The organism is Frigoribacterium sp. CF331 (assembly GCF_057787905.1).
This window is the reverse complement of the sequence record NZ_CM173545.1, coordinates 50,371-70,429: the sequence shown is the minus strand read 5'-3', so window position 1 is coordinate 70,429 and position 20,059 is coordinate 50,371. Positions and strand designations below refer to the sequence as shown.

Below are 20,059 nucleotides of genomic sequence, written 5' to 3'. Positions count from 1 at the left end.
GGCCCACCGGTGAGGCGGCCGGAGGGGTTCGACGAGCCCGAGCCCACCGACGACACCCCGGCGACCCCGCCTGGTCGCCGCCGACGTCGCGACGCCGACGCGACGGGGCCGGTCCCCGTCATGGGCGGCGCGCGCCCCCCGCGCCCGTCGACCGGCGGCGCCCGTGACGAGGCCGAAGGGAGGCCGTCGTCCCTGCGCGACCGCCTCGCCGGCGTCGCCGGAGCCTCGACCTCCCTGCGCGACCGCCTGGCCGGGGGCACCCGGGCGGGCGCTGCCGACGCCGACCCGACCGACACCACCCGGGGCGTCGAGCCCCCGCGGATCACGGCCCCGGACGGCACGGCGGCCGAGGCGAAGGCCCGGGTCGTGGCGGCGCGCAAGCAGGCCCGCCGCGCCTCGAGCGAACGGAGGCGCGTCGAGCGCGTCGAGGTCCGTCGCTTCACGCGTCGCAGCCGGCACCGTCGGGCGACCCTGATCTCCGTCGGGGCCGTCATGCTCCTCCTCGTCGCGTCCGTCGCGGTCGCGGTGTTCTCGCCGTTGCTGTCGCTGAGGACCATCCGCGTCGAGGGGACGGAGCGCGTCGACGCGTCGGCCGTGCAGGCGGCGCTCGACGGCCAGCTGGGCACGCCCCTCGCCCTGATCGACTTCGACGAGGTGACCCGCGAGCTCAAGGCGTTCCCGTTGATCGCGAGCTACGTGACCGAGACCGCTCCGCCGCACACGCTCGTCGTCCGCATCCAGGAGCGCCAGCCCGTCGCCACCGTCGCGGCCGGTGACGGCTTCGAGCTCGTCGATCCGGCCGGTGTCGTCGTGCAGTCGCTCGACGCCCGTCAAGAGGGCGTCCCGCTCGTCGACGTCGGGGGAGCGGCCCTCGACGGGCCCGCCTACCGGTCGGTGGCCGAGGTGCTGCTGGCCCTGCCGGTGACCCTCCGCTCGACGGTCGACACGGTCACCGCCTCGACGACGGACGACGTGACGCTCGAGCTCACCTCGGGCGAGCGCGTCGTGTGGGGCAGCGCGGACGAGTCCGCCAAGAAGGCCCAGGTCCTCGCGGGCCTCATCGCCGACCAGGCTCGGCGCGACCCGGGGGCGAGCGTCGAGTACGACGTCTCGGCGCCCGACAACGGGATCATCAGGACAAGATGAGAGGGTGTGTTCGCGACACGCTGGTCACCCTGGCGACAGGGCCTGCGGCGCACCCATACCTTGTGACTGCAGAACTTGCATACCATGTACAACTTTAACCTTCAACTGCAGAGTTAAGGTTCAAGCGGAGGCCCGGACGTGACAACGAACCATAACTACCTAGCCGTGATCAAGGTCGTCGGTGTCGGCGGCGGTGGCGTCAACGCCGTCAACCGCATGATCGAACTCGGGCTCCGCGGGGTGGAGTTCATCGCCATCAACACCGACGCCCAGGCGCTGCTGCTGAGCGACGCCGACGTCAAGCTGGACGTCGGTCGCGAGCTCACGCGCGGCCTCGGTGCCGGCGCCGACCCCGAGGTCGGGCGTCGAGCCGCCGAGGACCACGCCGAAGAGATCGAGGAGGCCCTCGCGGGTGCCGACATGGTCTTCGTCACGGCCGGCGAGGGCGGTGGCACCGGCACCGGTGGCGCACCGGTCGTCGCCCGCATCGCCAAGTCCATCGGCGCATTGACCATCGGCGTCGTGACGAAGCCCTTCGGTTTCGAGGGCAAGCGCCGTCAGGCCCAGGCCGAGGCCGGCGTCGCCGCGCTGAAGGACGAGGTCGACACCCTCATCGTCGTCCCCAACGACCGTCTCCTCGAGATCAGCGAGCGCGGCATCAGCATGGTCGAGGCCTTCGGCACGGCCGACCAGGTGCTCCTCGCCGGCGTCCAGGGCATCACCGACCTCATCACCACGCCCGGTCTCATCAACCTCGACTTCGCCGACGTCAAGTCGGTCATGCAGGGGGCCGGCTCCGCCCTCATGGGCATCGGTTCGTCCCGCGGGGCCGACCGGGCGATCAAGGCGGCCGAGCTGGCCGTCGCCTCCCCCCTGCTCGAGGCGAGCATCGACGGGGCGCACGGGGTGCTGCTGTCCATCCAGGGCGGGTCGAACCTCGGCATCTTCGAGATCAACGACGCCGCGCGCCTGGTGCAAGAGGCGGTCCACGCCGAGGCCAACATCATCTTCGGTGCCGTCATCGACGACACCCTGGGCGACGAGGTCCGCGTCACGGTCATCGCGGCCGGATTCGACGGCGGCGAGCCCTCGACCAAGGTGAAGGACCGTCGCTCGAGCTTCGTCGACTCCGAGGGGCCGACGGCGACGTCGGTGTCGGGCGTCTCGGCCATCGCCGACAGCGGTGCCACGCACGAGCCCGCCGCCTGGAAGCGTCCCGACGAACCGGCGACCCAGGCCGTCGACCCCGCCTTCGACGACGGTGACGACGACCTCGACGTCCCGGACTTCCTCAAGTAACGACGGGTGACCGATCCGACGGCTGTGGGCGGCGACCTGGGCGAGCGACTCGCCCGGGTCGCCGCCTCCGTCGACGACGCCTGCCGCGCGGCCGGGCGGTCCCCGGGCGAACTCACGACGATCGTCGTGACGAAGTTCCACCCGGTCGCGCTCGTCCGGGCGCTCTACGACCTGGGGGTGCGCGACGTCGGCGAGAACCGACATCAAGAGGCGCAGTCCAAGGCGGCCGAGGTCGCCGACCTCGACGGGCTGCGCTGGCACTTCGTGGGTCAGCTGCAGTCGAAGAAGGCCAGACAGGCCCGGCGGTACGCGAGTGCCGTGCACTCCCTCGACCGCGACTCGGTCGTGGACGCCCTCTCCGACGACTCCGGGTCGACGGTCGACGGCTTCGTCCAGGTCAACCTGACCGACGACCCCGGCCGCGGGGGAGTCGCCGAGCGCGACGTCGAGCGGCTCGCCGAACGCGTGCTCGCCACCCCGGGTCTGCGGCTGCGCGGTGTGATGGCGGTCGCCCCCCTGGACGAGGAGGCGCGCCCCGCCTTCGCGCGCCTCCGTGCGGTCTCCGAGCGGGTGCGGTCCCTCGAGCCCGCAGCCACGGCCGTCTCGGCCGGCATGTCGCAGGACTTCGCCGCAGCCGTCGCCGAGGGCGCGACACACCTACGGATCGGCACGGCAATCACGGGTTCTCGCCCCGAAGCTCGTTAATGTCGACCTGACGATCCACTGACTCGGAGGAACACCATGGCCAACCCGCTGCGCAAGACGATGGTCTACCTGGGCCTCGCCGACGAAGAGCTCGAGTACGACGAACAGCCCCACGAGCGGGCGCAGCCCCAGCAGTCGTCGCGACCGCAGGCGGCCACGCAGGCTCCGGCGCCCGTCGCCCCGGTCCACTCGGCCCCCGTGGCCGCTCCCGCGCCCACGCGCGCCCCCGTGACGCCCCTGCGTCGCTCCTCGCCCCCGAAGAACACGGTGCCCCACGACATGAACGAGATCCTGACCGTCCACCCCCGCGAGTACAAGGACGCCCAGGCCATCGCCGAGAGCTTCCGCGACGGCATCCCGGTCATCATCAACCTGTCGCAGATGACCGAGGCCGACGCCCGTCGCCTGGTGGACTTCGCCAGCGGCCTCTCCCAGGGTCTGTACGGCAAGATCGAGCGCGTCACCAACAAGGTGTTCCTGCTCTCACCGGCCCACATCGCGGTGAGCGGCGAGCAGGCTGAGGTAGAGTCCGACATCGAAGCGTCGTTCTTCGCCCAGTCGTGACGCGTCCGCCGTCGTGACCCTCCAGCGACGACGTGACGACCTGCCCGACCGCGAGCCCGCTCGCGCCGACTCGTGTGAGCTGATGACCCCCCGATGATCGTCTCCCTGATCGCCACGATCGCGTACTACCTGCTCCTGATCTTCTTCCTGTTGATGTGGGCGCGCTTCGTCCTCGACCTCGCCCAGTCCTTCAGTCGCGGCTGGCGGCCGAAGGGGCCGGTGCTGCTGCTCGCCGAGGCGGCGTACACCGTGACCGATCCGCCCATCCGTCGGGTGCGCAAGATCCTGCCCCCGGTCCGACTCGGGTCGGTCGCACTCGACTTCGGCTGGAGCATCGTCATGCTGGCCGTCATCATCCTCATGAGCGTCGCCGGCAACCTGCGGGCGTTCGGCTGACGACGATGCAGGCGACCGACAGGGTAGGCTCTCTCCAGCGCCCGTACGGCACGACCCCGGCCCGACCGGGCCTCGCTCCTCTACGGTGTAGAAGAACGACCCAGACCACGATCACACGATCCAACAGATTCACGAGGTGACGGCAATGGCTTTGACGCCGGAAGACGTAGTCAACAAGCGGTTCCAGCCGACGAAGTTCCGTGAGGGGTACGACCAAGACGAGGTCGACGACTTCCTCGACGAGGTCGTCGCCGAGCTGCGACGTCTGAACCAGGAGAACGACGAGCTGCGCCAGCGCCTCTCGTCGGGCGAGTCGGCTCCCGCTGCCCAGGCCGCCCCCGCGTCGGCCCCGGTCGCCAGCGTTCCGGCGCCGGCCTCGGCGCCCGCGCCGGCTTCCGCCCCGCAGGCGGCCGAGCCCGAGGCCGTCGAGCCCGAGCCCGTGGCAGCTCCCGCCGCCGTCGCGTCGGCCCCGGCGTACGCCGCACCGGCGGTCTCCGAGGACGACGAGACCAGCAGCACCAACAGCCTCCTGCAGCTCGCCCGTCGCCTGCACGAAGAGCACGTTCGTGAGGGCATCGAGAAGCGTGACGCCCTCATCGCCGAGGGGCACGCGACCGCCGCCCGCCTCGTCTCCGAGGGTGAGGCCAGGCAGCGCGAGGTCGTCGCCGAGGCCGAGACCAAGTCGCGCGACATCGTGGGTGCCGCCGAGACGCAGCAGCGCGAGATCCTCGACCGCCTCAACACCGAGCGCTCGAACGTCGAGCGTCGCATCGACGACCTGCGGTCGTTCGAGCGCGACTACCGCGCCAAGCTCAAGAGCTACATCGAAGGCCAGCTGCACGAGCTCGACGGCGACGGCACGGGCGAGGCCGCCCGGCCCACGCCGGCCAGCGCCCAGGGCTTCGGCTCGAACTAGGTCTTGTCGAACGACGAGCCCACCTCGAAGGCCAGCGTCCGCGTTCTCGCGACGCTGGCCTTCGTCGCGGTCATGGCCTACGGCCTCGACCAGGGCACCAAACTGCTCGTCACCCGCACGCTCGTCGAAGGCGGTTCCGTCGACGTGATCGGCGAGTTCTTCCAACTGCACTTCGTCAAGAACCCGGGCGCCGCCTTCTCGTTCGCGAGCGGTTCCACCTGGATCTTCTCCCTCGCCGCCGCCGCGGTCGCCGTCGCGATCGTCGTCGTGGCCCGACGAATCCGGTCGCTGGCCTGGGCCGTCATGCTCGGCATGCTGCTCGGCGGCACCCTGGGCAACCTGACCGACCGGCTGCTGCGAGAGCCCTCGTTCGGCCAGGGGCACGTCGTCGACTTCATCTACTTCCCGTCGCTGCTGCCCGCCATCTTCAACGTGGCCGACGTCTTCATCGTCTCGAGCATGGGGCTGCTGCTGTTGCTGACCCTCCTCGGCATCGGGCTCGACGGCACGCGGGCCCCGAGCGCTGAGAAGTCCCGGGTCGCGGTGGGCGACGGGCAGTCCGAAGCGGAGCCGCCCCGGGGCGACGCGGCACCTCCTGCTGACGCCGCGCCGACCGGCGACGGCACGCCGGCGACCGACACCGCGCCTCCTGCCGACCGCCGGAGCGCCTCGTGAGCGAGACCCGGGCGCTGCCGGTCCCCGACGGGCTCGCCGGCGAACGCGTCGACGCCGCCCTGGCCAAGCTGCTCGGCTTCAGCCGCACCTTCGCCGCCGAGGTCGCGGCCGCCGGGGGCGTGACCGTCGACGGTCGCACCGTCGGCAAGTCCGACCGGCTCGAGGCCGGCGCCTGGCTCGACGTCACGTGGTCGCCTCGTGAGGCACCCGCCGTCGTCGCGGTCGAGGTCCCCGGCATGGCCGTCGTGCACGACGACGACGAGATCGTGGTCGTCGACAAACCGGTGGGCGTGGCGGCCCATCCGTCGGTGGGGTGGACGGGGCCGACCGTGCTCGGCGGCCTGGCCGCGGCCGGCTTCACCGTGTCGACGTCCGGCGCCTCCGAACGTGCGGGCATCGTGCACCGGCTCGACGTGGGCACGAGCGGTCTGATGGTCGTCGCCAAGACCGAGCGGGCCTACACCTCGCTGAAGCAGGCCTTCCGCGAGCGGACCGTCGAGAAGATCTACAACGCCGTCGTCCAGGGGCATCCCGACCCCCTCACCGGCACCGTCGACGCCCCCATCGGACGTCATCCCTCCTCCGACTGGAAGTTCGCCGTCGTCGTCGACGGCAAACCCTCGGTCACGCACTACGAGACGGTCGAGGCGTTCCCCGCGGCGTCGCTGCTCGAGATCCACCTCGAGACCGGCCGCACGCACCAGATCCGGGTCCACATGGCGGCGCAGCGGCACCCCTGCGTCGGCGACACGACCTACGGGGCCGACCCGACCCTGTCGTCGACCCTCGGGCTGACGCGCCAGTGGCTGCACGCCGTCCAGCTCGGTTTCCGGCACCCCGGCACGGGTGAACCCGTCGTCTACCGGTCGACGTACCCGGCCGACCTGCAGCACGCCCTCGATGTCCTCCGTCGGAGTTAGGCTGTTCCCCCAGCTGTCGGATCCACCACCAGACGAGGAGCCCCGTGGCCTCGAGCAAAGACTCGTTCGTCCATCTGCACGTGCACAGCGAGTACTCGATGCTCGACGGTGCGGCCCGGGTCAAACCGTTGGTCACCGAGGCGGCGGCGCAGGGCATGCCCGCGGTGGCGGTGACCGACCACGGCAACGTGTTCGGCGCCTACGACTTCTGGAAGACCGCGACCGACGCGGGCGTCAAGCCGATCATCGGCACCGAGGCCTACGTCACCCCGGGCACCCACCGCGGTGACAAGACGCGCGTGCGCTGGGGTGACGGCGGACGAGACGACGTGTCGGGTTCGGGTGCCTACACGCACATGACCCTGTTGTCCGAGAACACCGCCGGCATGCACAACCTGTTCCGGCTGTCGTCACGGGCCTCGCTCGAGGGGTACTACTTCAAGCCGCGCATGGACCGCGAGCTCCTCTCGCAGTACTCGGACGGGCTCATCGCGACGACCGGGTGCCCGAGCGGCGAGGTCCAGACGCGCCTGCGGCTCGGTCAGTACGACGAGGCGGTCAAGGCCGCGTCCGACTTCCGAGACATCTTCGGACGCGAGAACTACTTCGCCGAGATCATGGACCACGGGCTGGGCATCGAACGCCAGATCATGGGCGACCTCCTGCGTCTCGCGAAAGACCTCGACCTGCCGCTCGTGGCGACCAACGACCTGCACTACACCCACGAGCACGACGCCACCAGCCACGCGGCACTGCTCTGCGTGCAGTCGGGGTCGACGCTGAACGACCCGAACCGCTTCAAGTTCGACGCCGACGAGTTCTACCTTAAGTCCGCACAGCAGATGCGTCACCTGTTCCGTGACCACCCCGAAGCCTGCGACAACACCCTGCTCATCGCCGAACGGTGCGACGTCCAGTTCAACACCTCGGCCAACTACATGCCTCGCTACCCGGTGCCCGAGGGCGAGACCGAAGAGACCTGGTTCATCAAAGAGGTCGAGAAGGGACTCGTCTTCCGCTACCCGGACGGCATCCCCGACGACGTCCGCAAGCAGGCCGAGTACGAGATCGGCGTCATCACGGGCATGGGGTTCCCCGGGTACTTCCTCGTGGTCGCCGACTTCATCAACTGGTCGAAGGAGAACGGCATCCGGGTCGGTCCGGGGCGTGGCTCGGGCGCCGGCTCGATGGCCGCGTACGCGATGCGCATCACCGACCTCGACCCGCTCCGCCACGGCCTGATCTTCGAGCGGTTCCTCAACCCCGACCGCGTCTCGATGCCCGACTTCGACGTCGACTTCGACGACCGTCGCCGCGGTGAGGTGATCCAGTACGTCACCGAGAAGTACGGCGACGAGCGCGTCGCGCAGATCGTCACCTACGGAACCATCAAGGCCAAGCAGGCCCTGAAGGACAGTTCACGGGTGCTGGGGTTCCCGTTCGGCATGGGCGAGAAGCTGACGAAGGCCATGCCGCCGGCCGTCATGGGCAAGGACATCCCGCTCACGGGCATCTTCGACAAGCAGCACGACCGGTACAAAGAGGCCGGCGACATCCGCACCGTGGTCGAGTCCGACCCCGAGGCCAAGACGGTCTTCGACACCGCCCTCGGACTCGAGGGCCTGAAGCGTCAGTGGGGCGTGCACGCTGCCGGCGTCATCATGTCGAGCGATCCGCTGATCGACATCATCCCCATCATGAAACGCGAGCAGGACGGCCAGATCGTCACGCAGTTCGACTACCCGGCCTGTGAGTCGCTCGGACTGATCAAGATGGACTTCCTGGGGCTGCGCAACCTCACGATCATCAACGACGCACTCGACAACATCCGGACGAACCGCGGTTTCGACCTCGTGCTCGAAGACCTCGAGCTCGACGACCGGGGGGCCTACGAACTGCTGGGTCGCGGTGACACCCTCGGGGTGTTCCAGCTCGACGGTGGCCCGATGCGCGGCCTCCTCCGACTGATGAAGCCCGACAACTTCGAAGACATCTCGGCCGTCATCGCGTTGTACCGACCGGGTCCGATGGGGGCCAACTCCCACACCAACTACGCACTGCGCAAGAACGGTGCGCAAGAGATCACCCCGATCCACCCCGAGCTCGAAGAGCCGCTGAAAGAGATCCTCTCGACCAGCTACGGCCTGATCATCTACCAAGAGCAGGTCATGGCGATCGCGCAGAAGGTCGCCGGCTTCTCGCTCGGACAGGCCGACATCCTGCGGCGTGCCATGGGCAAGAAGAAGAAGTCCGAGCTCGACAAGCAGTACGCCGGCTTCGAGCAGGGCATGTTCGACAACGGCTTCTCTCCCGACGCCGTCAAGATGCTCTGGGACATCCTGCTGCCGTTCTCCGACTACGCCTTCAACAAGGCGCACTCGGCCGCCTACGGCGTGGTCTCGTACTGGACGGCCTACCTCAAGGCCCACTACCCGGCCGAGTACATGGCGGCGCTGCTCACCAGCACGGGCGACTCACGCGACAAGCTCGGTCTCTACCTCAACGAGTGCCGCCGGATGGGCATCAAGGTGCTGCCGCCCGACGTCAACGAGTCGATCGGCTTCTTCGCCGCCGTCGGCGACGACATCCGCTTCGGCATGGGTGCCGTTCGCAACGTCGGCTTCAACGTGGTCGACCACGTGATCGCCGCCCGTCAGAAAGAGGGCGCGTTCACCTCGTTCCACGACTTCCTGCGCAAGGTCCCGCTGCCGGTCGCGAACAAGCGCACCGTCGAGTCGCTGGTGAAGGCGGGCGCGTTCGACTCGCTCGGCTCCACCCGACGGGCGCTGGTCGAGATCCACGAGTCCGCCGTCGAGGCGGCGGTGGGCGAGAAACGGGCCGAGGCCAACGGCCAGGTCGGCTTCGACTTCGACTCCCTGTGGGACGAACCCCAGGACGTCCAGCACGTGCCCGAGCGTCCCGAGTGGTCCAAGCGCGACAAGCTGGCCTTCGAGCGCGACATGCTGGGCCTCTACGTCTCCGACCACCCGCTCGCGGGGCTCGAGTTGCCGTTGGCCAAGCACGCCCAGACGACGGTCACCGACATCCTGGCGAGCGATCCGGCGACCATCGACGGCGAGACGGTCACCATCGCCGGCCTCATCACCAGCGTGCAACACCGCGTCGCCCGGAACTCCGGCAACCCCTACGGCATCATCACCGTCGAGGACTTCGGGGGCGAGATCTCCGCCATGTTCCTGGGCAAGACCTACCAAGAGTTCGGTCCGTCGCTCGTGGGTGACTCGATCATCGTGCTTAAGGGCCGGGTCAGCGTGCGCGACGACGGCATGAACATGCACGCCGCGAGCATGTTCATGCCCGACCTGGGCGTCGGCGTCACCCACGGGCCGCTGCTGCTGCAGATGCCCGAGCACCGGGCGACGCACGACACGGTCACCGAGCTCGCCGCGGTCCTCGGCCGTCATGCCGGGGCGACCGAGGTGCGCCTGCGTCTGGTGAAGGGCGAGGCCGCCCGGGTGTTCGAGATCCCCATGCCCGTCGACGTGACGGCCGACCTCTTCGGCGAGCTGAAGAGCCTGCTGGGCCCCGGCTGCCTCGTGTGAGGCACCGGGCCGTCCGGGCCGTGGCCGATCCTCAGTCGTCGAGGTGGACGGGGCGCAGGTAGTGCCGGTCGTGGTAGAGCAGGGCGTCGTCGTCCTCGCCGACGCCACCCGTGCCGACGCGGACCACGACGACCGCGCTGCCGTGCACGGGCACGCGCTCGACGACGGTGCCCGTCATCCACGCGGTGACGCCGTCGAGCAGCGGGACGCCGTTCGGCCCGTCCGTCCAGTGGTCGCCGTCGAACCGGAGGGCTGCGGGCCCCGCCATGCGCCGGGCGAGGTCTCGGTTGCGCAGACCGAGCAGGTGGACGATGACGTCGTCCGTCTCGGCGACGGCGGGCCACGAGCTCGCCGTGCGGGCCATGTTGAAGGTCGCGAGGGGCGGGACGGCGGCCAACGACGCGAGCGACGTGGCCGTGAAGCCGACCGGCGTGCCCGAGGCGTCGCGGGCGGTCACGACCGCGACACCGGCGGCGTGCCGTCGGAACGCCTCCTTGAAGACCTCGAGCGGGTCGCGGGAGGTGGTGGCAGCCAGGTCGTCGTCCGTCATGCTCCCGACCCTACTGACTAGGCTGGGCGGGCCATGATCCAGATCACAGATCTGCGCGGTCTCACGCCGACGCACGCCCAGCTGCTCGACCTCGTCCCGCGATCGCACGCCGACGTCGGTGCCGCGACGGACGCCGCCCGGCGCCTCGTCGACGACGTGCGCGAGCGAGGTGCCGCCGCGTTGCGCGATCAGGCGACTCGCTTCGACGGCGTCCGTCCCGAGGTGCTGCGGGTGGCCCGGCAGACCATCGACGATGCCGTCGTCGCCCTCGACCCCCTGGTCAAGGAGGCGCTGGTCGAGTCGATCGCGCGCGTCACGCAGGCCAGCCGGGCCCAGGTGCCCGCGCCGACCACGACCCGCCCCGCGCCCGGCGCGGTCATCGAGCAACGCTGGCAGCCCGTCACCCGGGCCGGGGTCTACGTCCCCGGGGGCAAGGCCGTCTACCCGTCCAGCGTCGTGATGAACGTCGTCCCGGCCCAGGTGGCCGGCGTCTCGTCCATCGCGCTCGTCTCACCGGCGCAGCGTGAGCACGCCGGGGGAGTCCACCCCGTCATCCTCGGTGCCGCAGGGCTGCTCGGCATCGACGAGGTCTACGCGATCGGAGGCGCGGGCGCGATCGGTGCCCTGGCCTACGGCGTGCCCGAGCTCGAACTCGAACCGGTGCAGGTCATCACCGGCCCGGGCAACAACTTCGTCGCGGCCGCGAAGCAGCTCGTCCGCGGTCGCGTGGGCATCGACTCGGTCGCCGGCGCGACCGAGATCCTGGTCATCGCCGACGACTCGGCCGACGCCACGTTGGTGGCCGTCGACCTGATCAGCCAGGCCGAACACGACGAAGAGGCCTCGGCCGTGCTCGTGACCGACTCCGCGGCGTTCGGCGAAGCCGTCGTGGCGGAGCTCATCCGCCTCGTGCCCCGGACCCTCAGTGCGGCGCGGGTCCGGACGGCGCTCTCGGGGCGCCAGTCCGCCGTCGTCCTGGTCGACGACCTCCGGCAGGCGGCCGCCTTCAGCAACGCCTACGGGCCCGAGCACCTCGAGATCCAGACCCGCGACGACGATGCCGTCCTGGCCGACATCACCGACGCCGGGGCGATCTTCGTCGGGCCCGACACCCCCGTGAGCCTGGGCGACTACCTCGCGGGCTCCAACCACGTGTTGCCGACGAGCGGACAGTCACGGTTCTCGTCGGGGCTCGGGGCGTTCACGTTCCTCCGGCCCCAACAGGTCGTGCGGTACGACGCCGACGCCCTGGGGGTCGTGGCCGACCGTCTCGTCGCCCTGTCGAACGCCGAGCTGCTGCCCGCCCACGGCGAGGCCGTCGCCGCCCGGCTCGCGCGTCCGTGATCGGGACCGTCGAGCGACCCGCTCCTCGCGCGTCCGTCGGCGGGCCGTGGGTCCGATAATCTGGCCGGACCATGTTCTGCCCCTTCTGCCGTCATCCCGACTCCCGCGTCGTCGACTCCCGCACCAGTGACGACGGCACGTCGATCCGACGCCGTCGGCAGTGCCCGAACTGCGGCCGTCGGTTCAGCACCACCGAGACCGCCAGCCTCAACGTGGTGAAGCGCAACGGCGTCCTCGAGCCGTTCAGCCGCGACAAGATCATCTCGGGGGTGCGCAAGGCGTGCCAGGGGCGACCGGTCACCGACGGCGACCTCGCCGTCCTGGCCCAGAAGGTCGAGGAGGCCGTCCGCGCGAGCGGGGCCTCGCAGATCGAGGCCAACGACATCGGCCTGGCCATCCTCCCCCCGTTGCGTGACCTCGACGAGGTCGCCTACCTGCGTTTCGCCAGCGTGTACCAGGCGTTCGACTCGCTCGAGGACTTCGAGGCCTCGATCGGTCAGCTGCGCGAAGAGCACGCCTCGCGTCCGCGTCCGACCCGGTCGGTCGACGAGTGACCACCCCGTACCGCGTCCTGTTCGACGCCGTCTTCGCGAAGATGGACCCCGAAGACGCCCACCACCTGGCGTTCCGGGTCATCACGGCCATCCCGAAGCTGGGGCTGGCAGGGCTCGTCGGGCGGTTCACGGCGCCGGCCCCGTCGCTCGCGGTGGACGCCCTGGGGCTGCACTTCGCCTCGCCGTTCGGCGTCGCCGCCGGGTTCGACAAGGACGCCAAGGGCGTCGCCGGTCTCGGGGCGCTGGGCTTCGGCCACGTCGAGGTGGGCACCATCACGGCCAGGGCCCAGCCCGGCAACGAGCGCCCGCGCCTCTTCCGTCTCGTCCCCGACCTCGCCGTCGTCAACCGGATGGGTTTCAACAACGCGGGCTCCCACGCGGCGGCACTCGAGCTCAGCAGGGCGCGCTCGGCGTCGTCCCGACCGGTCATCGGCGTCAACATCGGCAAGAGTCGCGTCGTGGCCGTCGACGACGCGATCGACGACTACCTGGCCAGCACGCGCCTCCTGGCACCCTTGGCGGACTACCTGGCGGTCAACGTGAGTTCGCCGAACACCCCGGGGTTGCGGGGGCTGCAAGAACTCGACAAGCTCGCCCCGCTGCTGGAGGCCGTCCGCGACGCCGCGGGTCGGACGCCGGTCCTGGTCAAGATCGCGCCCGACCTCGCCGACGACGGAGTCCGTCGCATCGGCGCCCTGGTGACGGACCTGGGCCTGGCCGGCGTCATCGCGACGAACACGACCCTCTCGAGGGACGGCCTCGACACCGACGCCGCCGTGGTCGAGGCCGCGGGGGCGGGCGGCCTGTCGGGCGCCCCGTTGGCCGCCCGGTCGCTCGAGGTGCTGAAGCTCGTGCGCGAGTCCGTCCCCGCCGAGACCTGCGTCATCTCGGTGGGCGGCGTCTCCAGCGCGGCCGACGTCGACGAACGGCTCCGGGCCGGAGCGACGCTGGTGCAGGGCTACACCGCGTTCCTCTACCGAGGACCGCTCTGGGCCCGGCAGGTCAACCGAGGCCTGCTGGCCCTGCGGCGCCGTCGCGCCGGGGCCTGATCGGACGGACGGGGTCCGACCCGACGGGTCGGTCGCTCCGGCCCCACCACGCACGGACGGCGTCACCCTCAGAGGGTGACGCCGTCCGGCGGTGGGGGAGCGCCGTCGCTCAGGCGGTCGGGTACTCGCCCCGTTTGACCTGCGGCTTCGGCAGGCGCATGGGCTTGAGCTGCATCGCGCGCATGGCGGCGTACCAACGGTTGCCCTTGCGGACGTTCTCGGCACCGTACTTCGCCGCGAGCTTGCGGTTCACGCTGCGACCGACGATCAGGCAGTCGACCACGGCGAGGGCGAAGAAGCCCCAGAGCACGAGCAGGGTGACGGACTGGATCGCGGCCGACTGGACGAGGGTCAGGGCGATGACGACGACCATGATGGGGATCATGGCCTCGCCCACGCTGAAGCGGGCGTCGACGTGGTCGCGGATGAAGCGTCGCTGAGGCCCCTTGTCGCGGTCGGGCAGGAACTTCTCCTCGCCGTTGGCGAGCCCGATGCGGGCGCGGTCGCGCTGCTCGGCGAGGCGGGCGCGCTGGGCCTTCTGGGCTTCTTTGCCCGAGGCGACGAGGGGGCGCTGGTTGGCGGCCTCCCGTTCGCGTCGCGTGGGGGTCGGTCGACCCTTGCCGACCGCGGTCGACTCGGGTTCGGCGACGGTGGTCGTCTGGGTCGTCTTGCTGTCTGGCTTGGCCACGGGAGGTCCTCAGGGTTGTCCGAGTTCCTAAGATTAGCTGCATGAGCGACTCGCAGCATCCCGTCCGACCGACCGATCCCCGTACTGTCAGCGAACTCGCGGAGGCCGTGCACGCGGGTCTGCTGGCGACGATCGCCGACCTCGGCGCCCTCGTGCGCATCCCCTCGGTGTCGTGGGACGCCTTCGACCCCGAGCACGTCCGGCGCAGCGCGGACGCCGTGGCCGCACTCGTCGAGGGGACGGGCCTCTTCGACCAGGTGTCCGTCAGCAGGGCACCGATCGGCGACGGTGACGCCCTCGGGCAGCCTGCCGTCCTCGCCCGACGCGCGGCCCGCGACGGTCGACCGACGATCCTGCTCTACGCGCACCACGACGTCCAGCCCCAGGGCGACGACGCCGACTGGGACACCCCTCCGTTCGAGCCCACGGTCAAGGGCGACCGGCTGTACGGGCGGGGTGCCTCCGACGACAAGGCCGGCGTGATGACCCACGTGGCCGCCCTGCGAGCGGTGCACGAGGTCCTGGGTGACGACCTCCGCGTCGGCGTCTCACTCTTCGTCGAGGGCGAGGAGGAGTTCGGCTCGAGGTCGTTCGCCGAGTTCCTGGTGCAGCACCAGGACGACCTGCGCGCGGACGTCATCGTCGTGGCCGACTCCGACAACTGGAGCACGACGGTGCCCGCCATCACCGTGGGTCTCCGCGGCAACGTGACCTTCCGCCTGACCGTCCGCACCCTCGCTCACGCGTCCCACTCCGGGATGCTGGGCGGCGCCGTCCCGGACGCCATGATGGCCATGGTCAGGCTGCTCGCGACCCTGCACGACGACGCGGGCAGCGTGGCGGTCGCCGGCCTCACGAGCCGCGACGCCGACCACCCGGAACAGAGCGAGCAGCAACTCCGCGACGACAGCGGGCTGCTCGAGGGGGTCACGCCGATCGGGCGGGGCCCGATCCTCAGCCGCGTCTGGTCGCAGCCGTCGATCACGGTGACGGGGATCGACGCCCCCTCGGTCGCGAACGCGTCCAACACGCTGAGCCCCGAGGTCTCGGTCCGCATCAGCGCCCGGATCGCCCCCGGACAGACCGCGGACGACGCCTACCTCGCGCTCGAGGAGCACATCCGGGCGAACGCGCCGTTCGGTGCGCACGTCCGGATCGACGACGTGGACAAGGGCGACCCCTTCCTGGTCGACACGTCGGGCTCGGCGATCGCCGACGCGACCGTCGCCATGACCGAGGGCTGGGGCGAGGCCCCGGTGCAGACCGGCATCGGCGGTTCGATCCCGTTCATCGCCGACCTGGTCCGCACCTTCCCCGAGGCGCAGATCCTCGTGACCGGCGTGGAAGACCCCGACACCCGCGCCCACAGCCCCAACGAGTCGCAGCACCTGGGCGTGCTGCACCGGGCGATCCTGAGCGAGGCGATCCTGCTGGCGCGCCTGGACGCGAGGGGCTGACCGGCGCGACCCGCGCCTCCTCGTCGTCGAGGACGAACCGGAGGAGGCGCGGGTCCGGAACAAAACCGGCCCGCCGCTGCTTACACTGGTCGACGACGAGTGCCCCGCACTCGACCCGGCCCGAAGGAGGCACCATGACCGACATCGCAACCGCTCCCGTCGACGCGAAGGCGCACGGCGTGACCATCACGTCCACCGCCGCGGACAAGGTGAAGAGCCTGCTCACGCAAGAAGGCCGTGACGACCTGCGCCTGCGCGTCGCCGTCCAGCCCGGTGGCTGCTCGGGGCTCATCTACCAGCTCTACTTCGACGAGCGCATGCTCGAAGGTGACGCCACCGTCGACTTCGACGGCGTCGAGGTCATCGTCGACAAGATGAGCGTCCCCTACCTCGACGGCGCCGCCATCGACTTCGAGGACACCATCCAGAAGCAGGGGTTCACCATCGACAACCCGAACGCCCAGGGCAGCTGCGCCTGCGGCGACAGCTTCCACTGATCGCACGCGCCGGCTCGCCCGGCACGTCGAGGGGGTCATCCGGACGGATGGCCCCCTCCGTCGTCTGCAGCCGGTTCTCGCTCGACGTCGAGACGCTTTGGGCGCGCGCCGTGCGTTGGGCGCCCGATCCTGCGAGTAAGCTAGGCAAGTCCCCGTCAACACTGGGAACACCCCCACTGTCGTGTCATCCGAGAGGTCACAGTGCGCTCTAACCGCCGTCTTCGTTGGGCTGCCGCCCCCATGGCAGTCGTCCTGGCTCTCGTGCTTGCGGGGTGTACCACCGACCAGCTCCAGGGCTGGCTGCCCACCACCGCGGGCACGACCAACCACGTCGACCGCGTCATCGGCCTCTGGGTCACCTCGTGGATCGTGCTGCTGATCGTCGGCGTCATCGTGTGGGGCCTGATCATCTGGGTGTGCGTGGCCTACCGCCGTCGCAAGGGCCAGACCGGCCTGCCCGTCCAGTTGCGCTACAACATGCCGATCGAGATCTTCTACACGGTCGTGCCGCTCATCCTCGTCCTCGGATTCTTCGCCTTCACGGCCCGCGACCAGGCGGCGATCGAAGAACCGACGGCCAGCCCCGACGTCAAGATCGACGTCTACGCCAAGCGCTGGGCCTGGGACTTCAACTACATCGACCAGCAGAACGAAGACGAGAGCGTCTACTACCAGGGCATCCAGGCCCAAGAGCTGGGTGACGGCACCATCGACGAGAGCCAGCTCCCCGAGCTGTACCTCCCCGTGGGCAAGACGGTCCAGATCGACCTCAAGTCGCGCGACGTCGCCCACTCCTTCTGGATCATCGACTTCCTCTACAAGAAGGACACGATCCCCGGCAAGACGAACTCGATGTACTTCACGCCCGAGAAAGAGGGCACCTTCAGCGGCAAATGCGCCGAACTGTGCGGTGAGTACCACTCGCTGATGCTGTTCAACGTCAAGGTCGTGTCGCAGTCCGAATACGACCAGTACCTGCAGACCCTCGACGCCGAAGGCAACACCGGCCTCCTGGGCGACCAGTACAACACCAACACCAACCAGCCCGGCACCGAGGCCCCCGCCAACGCCGCCGGCACCGAAGACTCCGAGAAGTAAGGCACAGGTTCGATGAGCTCAGCCACCGCCACCCGTCCCACCACCGGCGGGACGTCCTCCGGTCAGAACTTCGGCGCCTCGAAGGTCGGCCGCAAGGGCAACGTCGTCGTCAACTGGATCACGTCGACGGACCACAAGACGATCGGGTACATGTACCTGATCACGTCGTTCCTCTTCTTCTGCCTCGGCGGGGTCATGGCGCTGATCATCCGCGCCCAGCTCTTCGCGCCGGGCCTCGAGATCGTCGCCACGAAAGAGCAGTACAACCAGCTCTTCACCATGCACGGCACGATCATGTTGCTCATGTTCGCCACGCCCCTCTTCTCGGGCTTCGCGAACGTGCTCATGCCCTTGCAGATCGGTGCACCCGACGTCGCCTTCCCGCGGCTCAACGGCTTCGCCTTCTGGCTCTACTCGTTCGGTTCGATCATCGCCGTGGCCGGCTTCCTCACCCCGCAGGGTGCGGCGTCGTTCGGTTGGTTCGCCTACGCGCCGTTGAGCGACACGACCTTCTCGCCGGGTCTCGGCGGCAACCTCTGGGTGTTCGGACTCGGCTTGACCGGGTTCAGCACCATCCTGGGCTCGGTGAACTTCATCACCACCATCGTGTCGATGCGCGCCCCCGGCATGACCATGTGGCGCATGCCGATCTTCACCTGGAACACCCTGATCACGTCGATCCTCGTCATCATGGCGTTCCCGGTCTTGGCCGCCGCCCTCTTCGGCCTCGGCTTCGACCGCGTGTTCGACGCGCAGGTGTTCAACCCGGCCAACGGCGGTGCGATCCTCTGGCAGCACCTGTTCTGGTTCTTCGGCCACCCTGAGGTCTACATCATCGCCCTGCCGTTCTTCGGCATCGTGTCCGAGGTCTTCCCGGTCTTCAGCCGCAAGCCGATCTTCGGGTACAAGACGCTCGTCTACGCGACCATCTCGATCGCGGCCCTGTCGGTGACCGTCTGGGCACACCACATGTACGTCACCGGTTCGGTGCTGCTGCCCTTCTTCTCGCTGATGACGATGCTCATCGCCGTCCCCACCGGGGTGAAGATCTTCAACTGGATCGGCACCATGTGGCGCGGCTCGGTCACCTTCGAGACCCCCATGCTCTGGGCGATCGGCTTCCTCATCACCTTCACCTTCGGTGGTCTGACGGGCGTCATCCTCGCCTCGCCTCCGCTCGACTTCCACGTGTCCGACACCTACTTCGTCGTGGCGCACTTCCACTACGTCGTGTTCGGCACCGTCGTGTTCGCCATGTTCTCCGGCTTCTACTTCTGGTGGCCGAAGTGGACGGGCAAGATGCTCAACGAACGCCTCGGCAAGATCCACTTCTGGATGCTCTTCGTCGGATTCCACACGACGTTCCTCGTCCAGCACTGGCTCGGCGTCATGGGCATGCCCCGTCGATACGCCACGTACCAGCCCGAGGACCACTTCACCTGGATGAACCAGCTGTCGACCATCGGAGCCATGCTGCTCGGCATCTCGATCCTGCCGTTCCTCTACAACGTGTACATCACTGCTCGTCGTGCTCCCAAGGTCGAGGTCAACGACCCGTGGGGTTACTCCCGCTCGCTCGAGTGGGCCACGTCGTGCCCGCCGCCGCGCCACAACTTCACATCGATCCCGCGCATCCGTTCGGAGTCGCCTGCGTTCGACCTGAACCACCCCGAGGCGGGCCTGCCCGTGGGCATCGGCCCCGTCAAGGACGCGCCTGACGCGCCGACGTACGACGCGTCCAGCGAGAAAGTGAAGTAGCCCCGATGAAGACCAACGCGACGCTGTTCTGGATCCTCGCGATCTTCTTCTTCCTGATGTGCGCGGTCTACGTGCTCTGGAGCCTGCTCGACACGGGTAAGGTCGAATGGGCCGGCACGCTCGGCATCGGTCTGGCCGGCATGTTGGGTGCCTTCCTGGCCTTTTACATGGGTCGCTCCCACGCCACCCAGGGTGGCGAGCTGCCTGAGGACCGTCTGGACGCCAACATCGACGACGGTGACCCCGAGATGGGCTTCTTCAGCCCGTGGTCCTGGTGGCCCATCATCTTGGCCGCCGGCTGCAGCCTGATCTTCCTGGCCCTCGCTGTGGGCATGTGGATCATCTACATCGGTGCGGCCCTCACGGCTGTGGCACTGGTCGGCTGGGTCTACGAGTACTACCGAGGCAACTTCGCCCACTAGGGCGACAGAGCCATTCGACAGGGCGTCGATCTCCGGATCGGCGCCCTTCGTCGTGCGCCCGGGGTTCGTGGACCGGGCGTTTCGGCAGACGATCGCCGAGCAGTGCCTGGCATCTGTCCGTCGCTGCGACGGGGGAGTGTGCGCGAGAGACATGACCAGGCTCACGCTGGGTTGTTCCGGCCGATCGTCCCTGATCGGTCGGTGATGCGGAACTTCTGCGGCCTGTCTTTCGTGCGATCTTGCCGCCGCCTGACGCCAGGATGCGGCGTGACCGGAATACGAATGTGGCTCACATCGACGGGACCGACCCGACCTCCGGCGCGGGCAGGACGTCCCGGGCCCCCTACTGCGAGCCGCTCACTCAGGAACCCTTGCCTCTGGCCCTTCATCCCCGGCCCCTAATCGCCGTTGCCGGTTCTCGAGTGGTGCCTCGGTGATCGCGTTTCGGCGCGCACGTG

Annotated in this window: 19 protein-coding genes; 17 read left to right on the top strand and 2 right to left on the bottom strand. The window is 69.4% G+C overall.

What is annotated here, in order from left to right; all coding sequences use genetic code 11:
* The first annotated feature begins 9 nt into the window (after positions 1-9).
* The 9 genes from AC3CCI_RS00345 to dnaE all read left to right on the top strand — a co-directional run bounded on the left by AC3CCI_RS00345 (position 10) and on the right by dnaE (position 10,184).
* Positions 10-1,146, top strand: a complete 1,137-nt coding sequence (locus AC3CCI_RS00345; RefSeq protein WP_488627740.1) for a cell division protein FtsQ/DivIB — start codon at positions 10-12, stop codon at positions 1,144-1,146.
* 138 nt (positions 1,147-1,284) lie between these two features.
* Positions 1,285-2,445 (top strand): cell division protein FtsZ, encoded by a 1,161-nt coding sequence (gene ftsZ, locus AC3CCI_RS00340; protein WP_354595426.1) that lies wholly within the window; start codon positions 1,285-1,287, stop codon positions 2,443-2,445.
* Positions 2,446-2,451: 6 nt separating this feature from the next.
* Positions 2,452-3,150 carry a YggS family pyridoxal phosphate-dependent enzyme gene (locus AC3CCI_RS00335; RefSeq protein ID WP_354595427.1) on the top strand — a complete coding sequence of 233 codons (699 nt, stop codon included), beginning with the start codon at positions 2,452-2,454 and terminating at the stop codon, positions 3,148-3,150.
* Positions 3,151-3,186: 36 nt separating this feature from the next.
* Entirely contained in the window at positions 3,187-3,714 is a 528-nt protein-coding gene (locus AC3CCI_RS00330; RefSeq protein ID WP_354595428.1) for a cell division protein SepF, read from the top strand.
* Between the two features lie 93 nt (positions 3,715-3,807).
* On the top strand, positions 3,808-4,110 hold the full coding sequence (locus AC3CCI_RS00325; RefSeq protein ID WP_354595429.1) for a YggT family protein: 303 nt from the start codon (positions 3,808-3,810) through the stop codon (positions 4,108-4,110).
* A gap of 145 nt (positions 4,111-4,255) precedes the next feature.
* A complete protein-coding gene (locus tag AC3CCI_RS00320; RefSeq protein WP_488627739.1) occupies positions 4,256-5,026 on the top strand; it encodes a DivIVA domain-containing protein in 771 nt (256 codons plus the stop codon).
* Between the two features lie 3 nt (positions 5,027-5,029).
* Positions 5,030-5,701, top strand: coding sequence for a signal peptidase II (lspA, locus tag AC3CCI_RS00315; protein ID WP_488627738.1), 672 nt, complete (start codon positions 5,030-5,032; stop codon positions 5,699-5,701).
* Positions 5,698-6,621, top strand: coding sequence for an RluA family pseudouridine synthase (locus tag AC3CCI_RS00310; protein WP_354595432.1), 924 nt, complete (start codon positions 5,698-5,700; stop codon positions 6,619-6,621). The genes lspA and AC3CCI_RS00310 overlap by 4 nt, the downstream gene beginning before the upstream one ends.
* A gap of 44 nt (positions 6,622-6,665) precedes the next feature.
* Entirely contained in the window at positions 6,666-10,184 is a 3,519-nt protein-coding gene (gene dnaE, locus AC3CCI_RS00305; protein WP_354595433.1) for a DNA polymerase III subunit alpha, read from the top strand.
* A 31-nt stretch (positions 10,185-10,215) separates the two neighbouring features.
* Here dnaE and AC3CCI_RS00300 read toward each other — a convergent pair whose 3' ends face one another.
* Complete coding sequence (locus tag AC3CCI_RS00300; protein ID WP_488627737.1) at positions 10,216-10,734, bottom strand: flavin reductase family protein; 519 nt, start codon at positions 10,732-10,734, stop codon at positions 10,216-10,218.
* Positions 10,735-10,767: 33 nt separating this feature from the next.
* Here AC3CCI_RS00300 and hisD point away from each other — a divergent pair, with 33 nt between their 5' ends.
* The 3 genes from hisD to AC3CCI_RS00285 all read left to right on the top strand — a co-directional run bounded on the left by hisD (position 10,768) and on the right by AC3CCI_RS00285 (position 13,681).
* A complete protein-coding gene (hisD, locus tag AC3CCI_RS00295) occupies positions 10,768-12,078 on the top strand; it encodes a histidinol dehydrogenase (RefSeq protein WP_488627736.1) in 1,311 nt (436 codons plus the stop codon).
* 71 nt (positions 12,079-12,149) lie between these two features.
* Positions 12,150-12,632, top strand: a complete 483-nt coding sequence (gene nrdR, locus AC3CCI_RS00290) for a transcriptional regulator NrdR (RefSeq protein ID WP_194593762.1) — start codon at positions 12,150-12,152, stop codon at positions 12,630-12,632.
* Positions 12,629-13,681 (top strand): quinone-dependent dihydroorotate dehydrogenase, encoded by a 1,053-nt coding sequence (locus AC3CCI_RS00285; protein ID WP_488627735.1) that lies wholly within the window; start codon positions 12,629-12,631, stop codon positions 13,679-13,681. The genes nrdR and AC3CCI_RS00285 overlap by 4 nt, the downstream gene beginning before the upstream one ends.
* 109 nt (positions 13,682-13,790) lie before the next feature.
* Here AC3CCI_RS00285 and AC3CCI_RS00280 read toward each other — a convergent pair whose 3' ends face one another.
* Positions 13,791-14,369: a DUF3043 domain-containing protein gene (locus AC3CCI_RS00280; protein WP_354595437.1), complete on the bottom strand. Its 579-nt coding sequence runs from the start codon at positions 14,367-14,369 to the stop codon at positions 13,791-13,793.
* Between the two features lie 41 nt (positions 14,370-14,410).
* Between AC3CCI_RS00280 and AC3CCI_RS00275 the strand changes: the two genes are divergently transcribed.
* The 5 genes from AC3CCI_RS00275 to AC3CCI_RS00255 all read left to right on the top strand — a co-directional run bounded on the left by AC3CCI_RS00275 (position 14,411) and on the right by AC3CCI_RS00255 (position 19,601).
* A complete protein-coding gene (locus AC3CCI_RS00275; RefSeq protein WP_488627734.1) occupies positions 14,411-15,826 on the top strand; it encodes a M20/M25/M40 family metallo-hydrolase in 1,416 nt (471 codons plus the stop codon).
* A 134-nt stretch (positions 15,827-15,960) separates the two neighbouring features.
* Positions 15,961-16,323, top strand: a complete 363-nt coding sequence (erpA, locus tag AC3CCI_RS00270; protein ID WP_488627733.1) for an iron-sulfur cluster insertion protein ErpA — start codon at positions 15,961-15,963, stop codon at positions 16,321-16,323.
* A gap of 201 nt (positions 16,324-16,524) precedes the next feature.
* On the top strand, positions 16,525-17,421 hold the full coding sequence (ctaC, locus tag AC3CCI_RS00265) for an aa3-type cytochrome oxidase subunit II (RefSeq protein WP_056256102.1): 897 nt from the start codon (positions 16,525-16,527) through the stop codon (positions 17,419-17,421).
* Positions 17,422-17,433: 12 nt separating this feature from the next.
* A complete protein-coding gene (gene ctaD, locus AC3CCI_RS00260; RefSeq protein ID WP_354595439.1) occupies positions 17,434-19,179 on the top strand; it encodes an aa3-type cytochrome oxidase subunit I in 1,746 nt (581 codons plus the stop codon).
* A gap of 5 nt (positions 19,180-19,184) precedes the next feature.
* Positions 19,185-19,601, top strand: a complete 417-nt coding sequence (locus AC3CCI_RS00255; RefSeq protein ID WP_354595440.1) for a cytochrome c oxidase subunit 4 — start codon at positions 19,185-19,187, stop codon at positions 19,599-19,601.
* Positions 19,602-20,059 lie beyond the last annotated feature (458 nt).

Bases quoted from the DNA above. Each gene is read 5' to 3' on its own strand.
- hisD (WP_488627736.1), top strand. From the start codon at position 10,768: ATGATCCAGATCACAGATCTGCGCGGTCTCACGCCGACGCACGCCCAG.
- AC3CCI_RS00300 (WP_488627737.1), bottom strand. From the start codon at position 10,734: ATGACGGACGACGACCTGGCTGCCACCACCTCCCGCGACCCGCTCGAG.
- AC3CCI_RS00325 (WP_354595429.1), top strand. From the start codon at position 3,808: ATGATCGTCTCCCTGATCGCCACGATCGCGTACTACCTGCTCCTGATC.
- AC3CCI_RS00255 (WP_354595440.1), top strand. From the start codon at position 19,185: ATGAAGACCAACGCGACGCTGTTCTGGATCCTCGCGATCTTCTTCTTC.
- AC3CCI_RS00275 (WP_488627734.1), top strand. From the start codon at position 14,411: ATGAGCGACTCGCAGCATCCCGTCCGACCGACCGATCCCCGTACTGTC.
- AC3CCI_RS00330 (WP_354595428.1), top strand. From the start codon at position 3,187: ATGGCCAACCCGCTGCGCAAGACGATGGTCTACCTGGGCCTCGCCGAC.
- erpA (WP_488627733.1), top strand. From the start codon at position 15,961: ATGACCGACATCGCAACCGCTCCCGTCGACGCGAAGGCGCACGGCGTG.
- AC3CCI_RS00320 (WP_488627739.1), top strand. From the start codon at position 4,256: ATGGCTTTGACGCCGGAAGACGTAGTCAACAAGCGGTTCCAGCCGACG.
- ctaD (WP_354595439.1), top strand. From the start codon at position 17,434: ATGAGCTCAGCCACCGCCACCCGTCCCACCACCGGCGGGACGTCCTCC.
- nrdR (WP_194593762.1), top strand. From the start codon at position 12,150: ATGTTCTGCCCCTTCTGCCGTCATCCCGACTCCCGCGTCGTCGACTCC.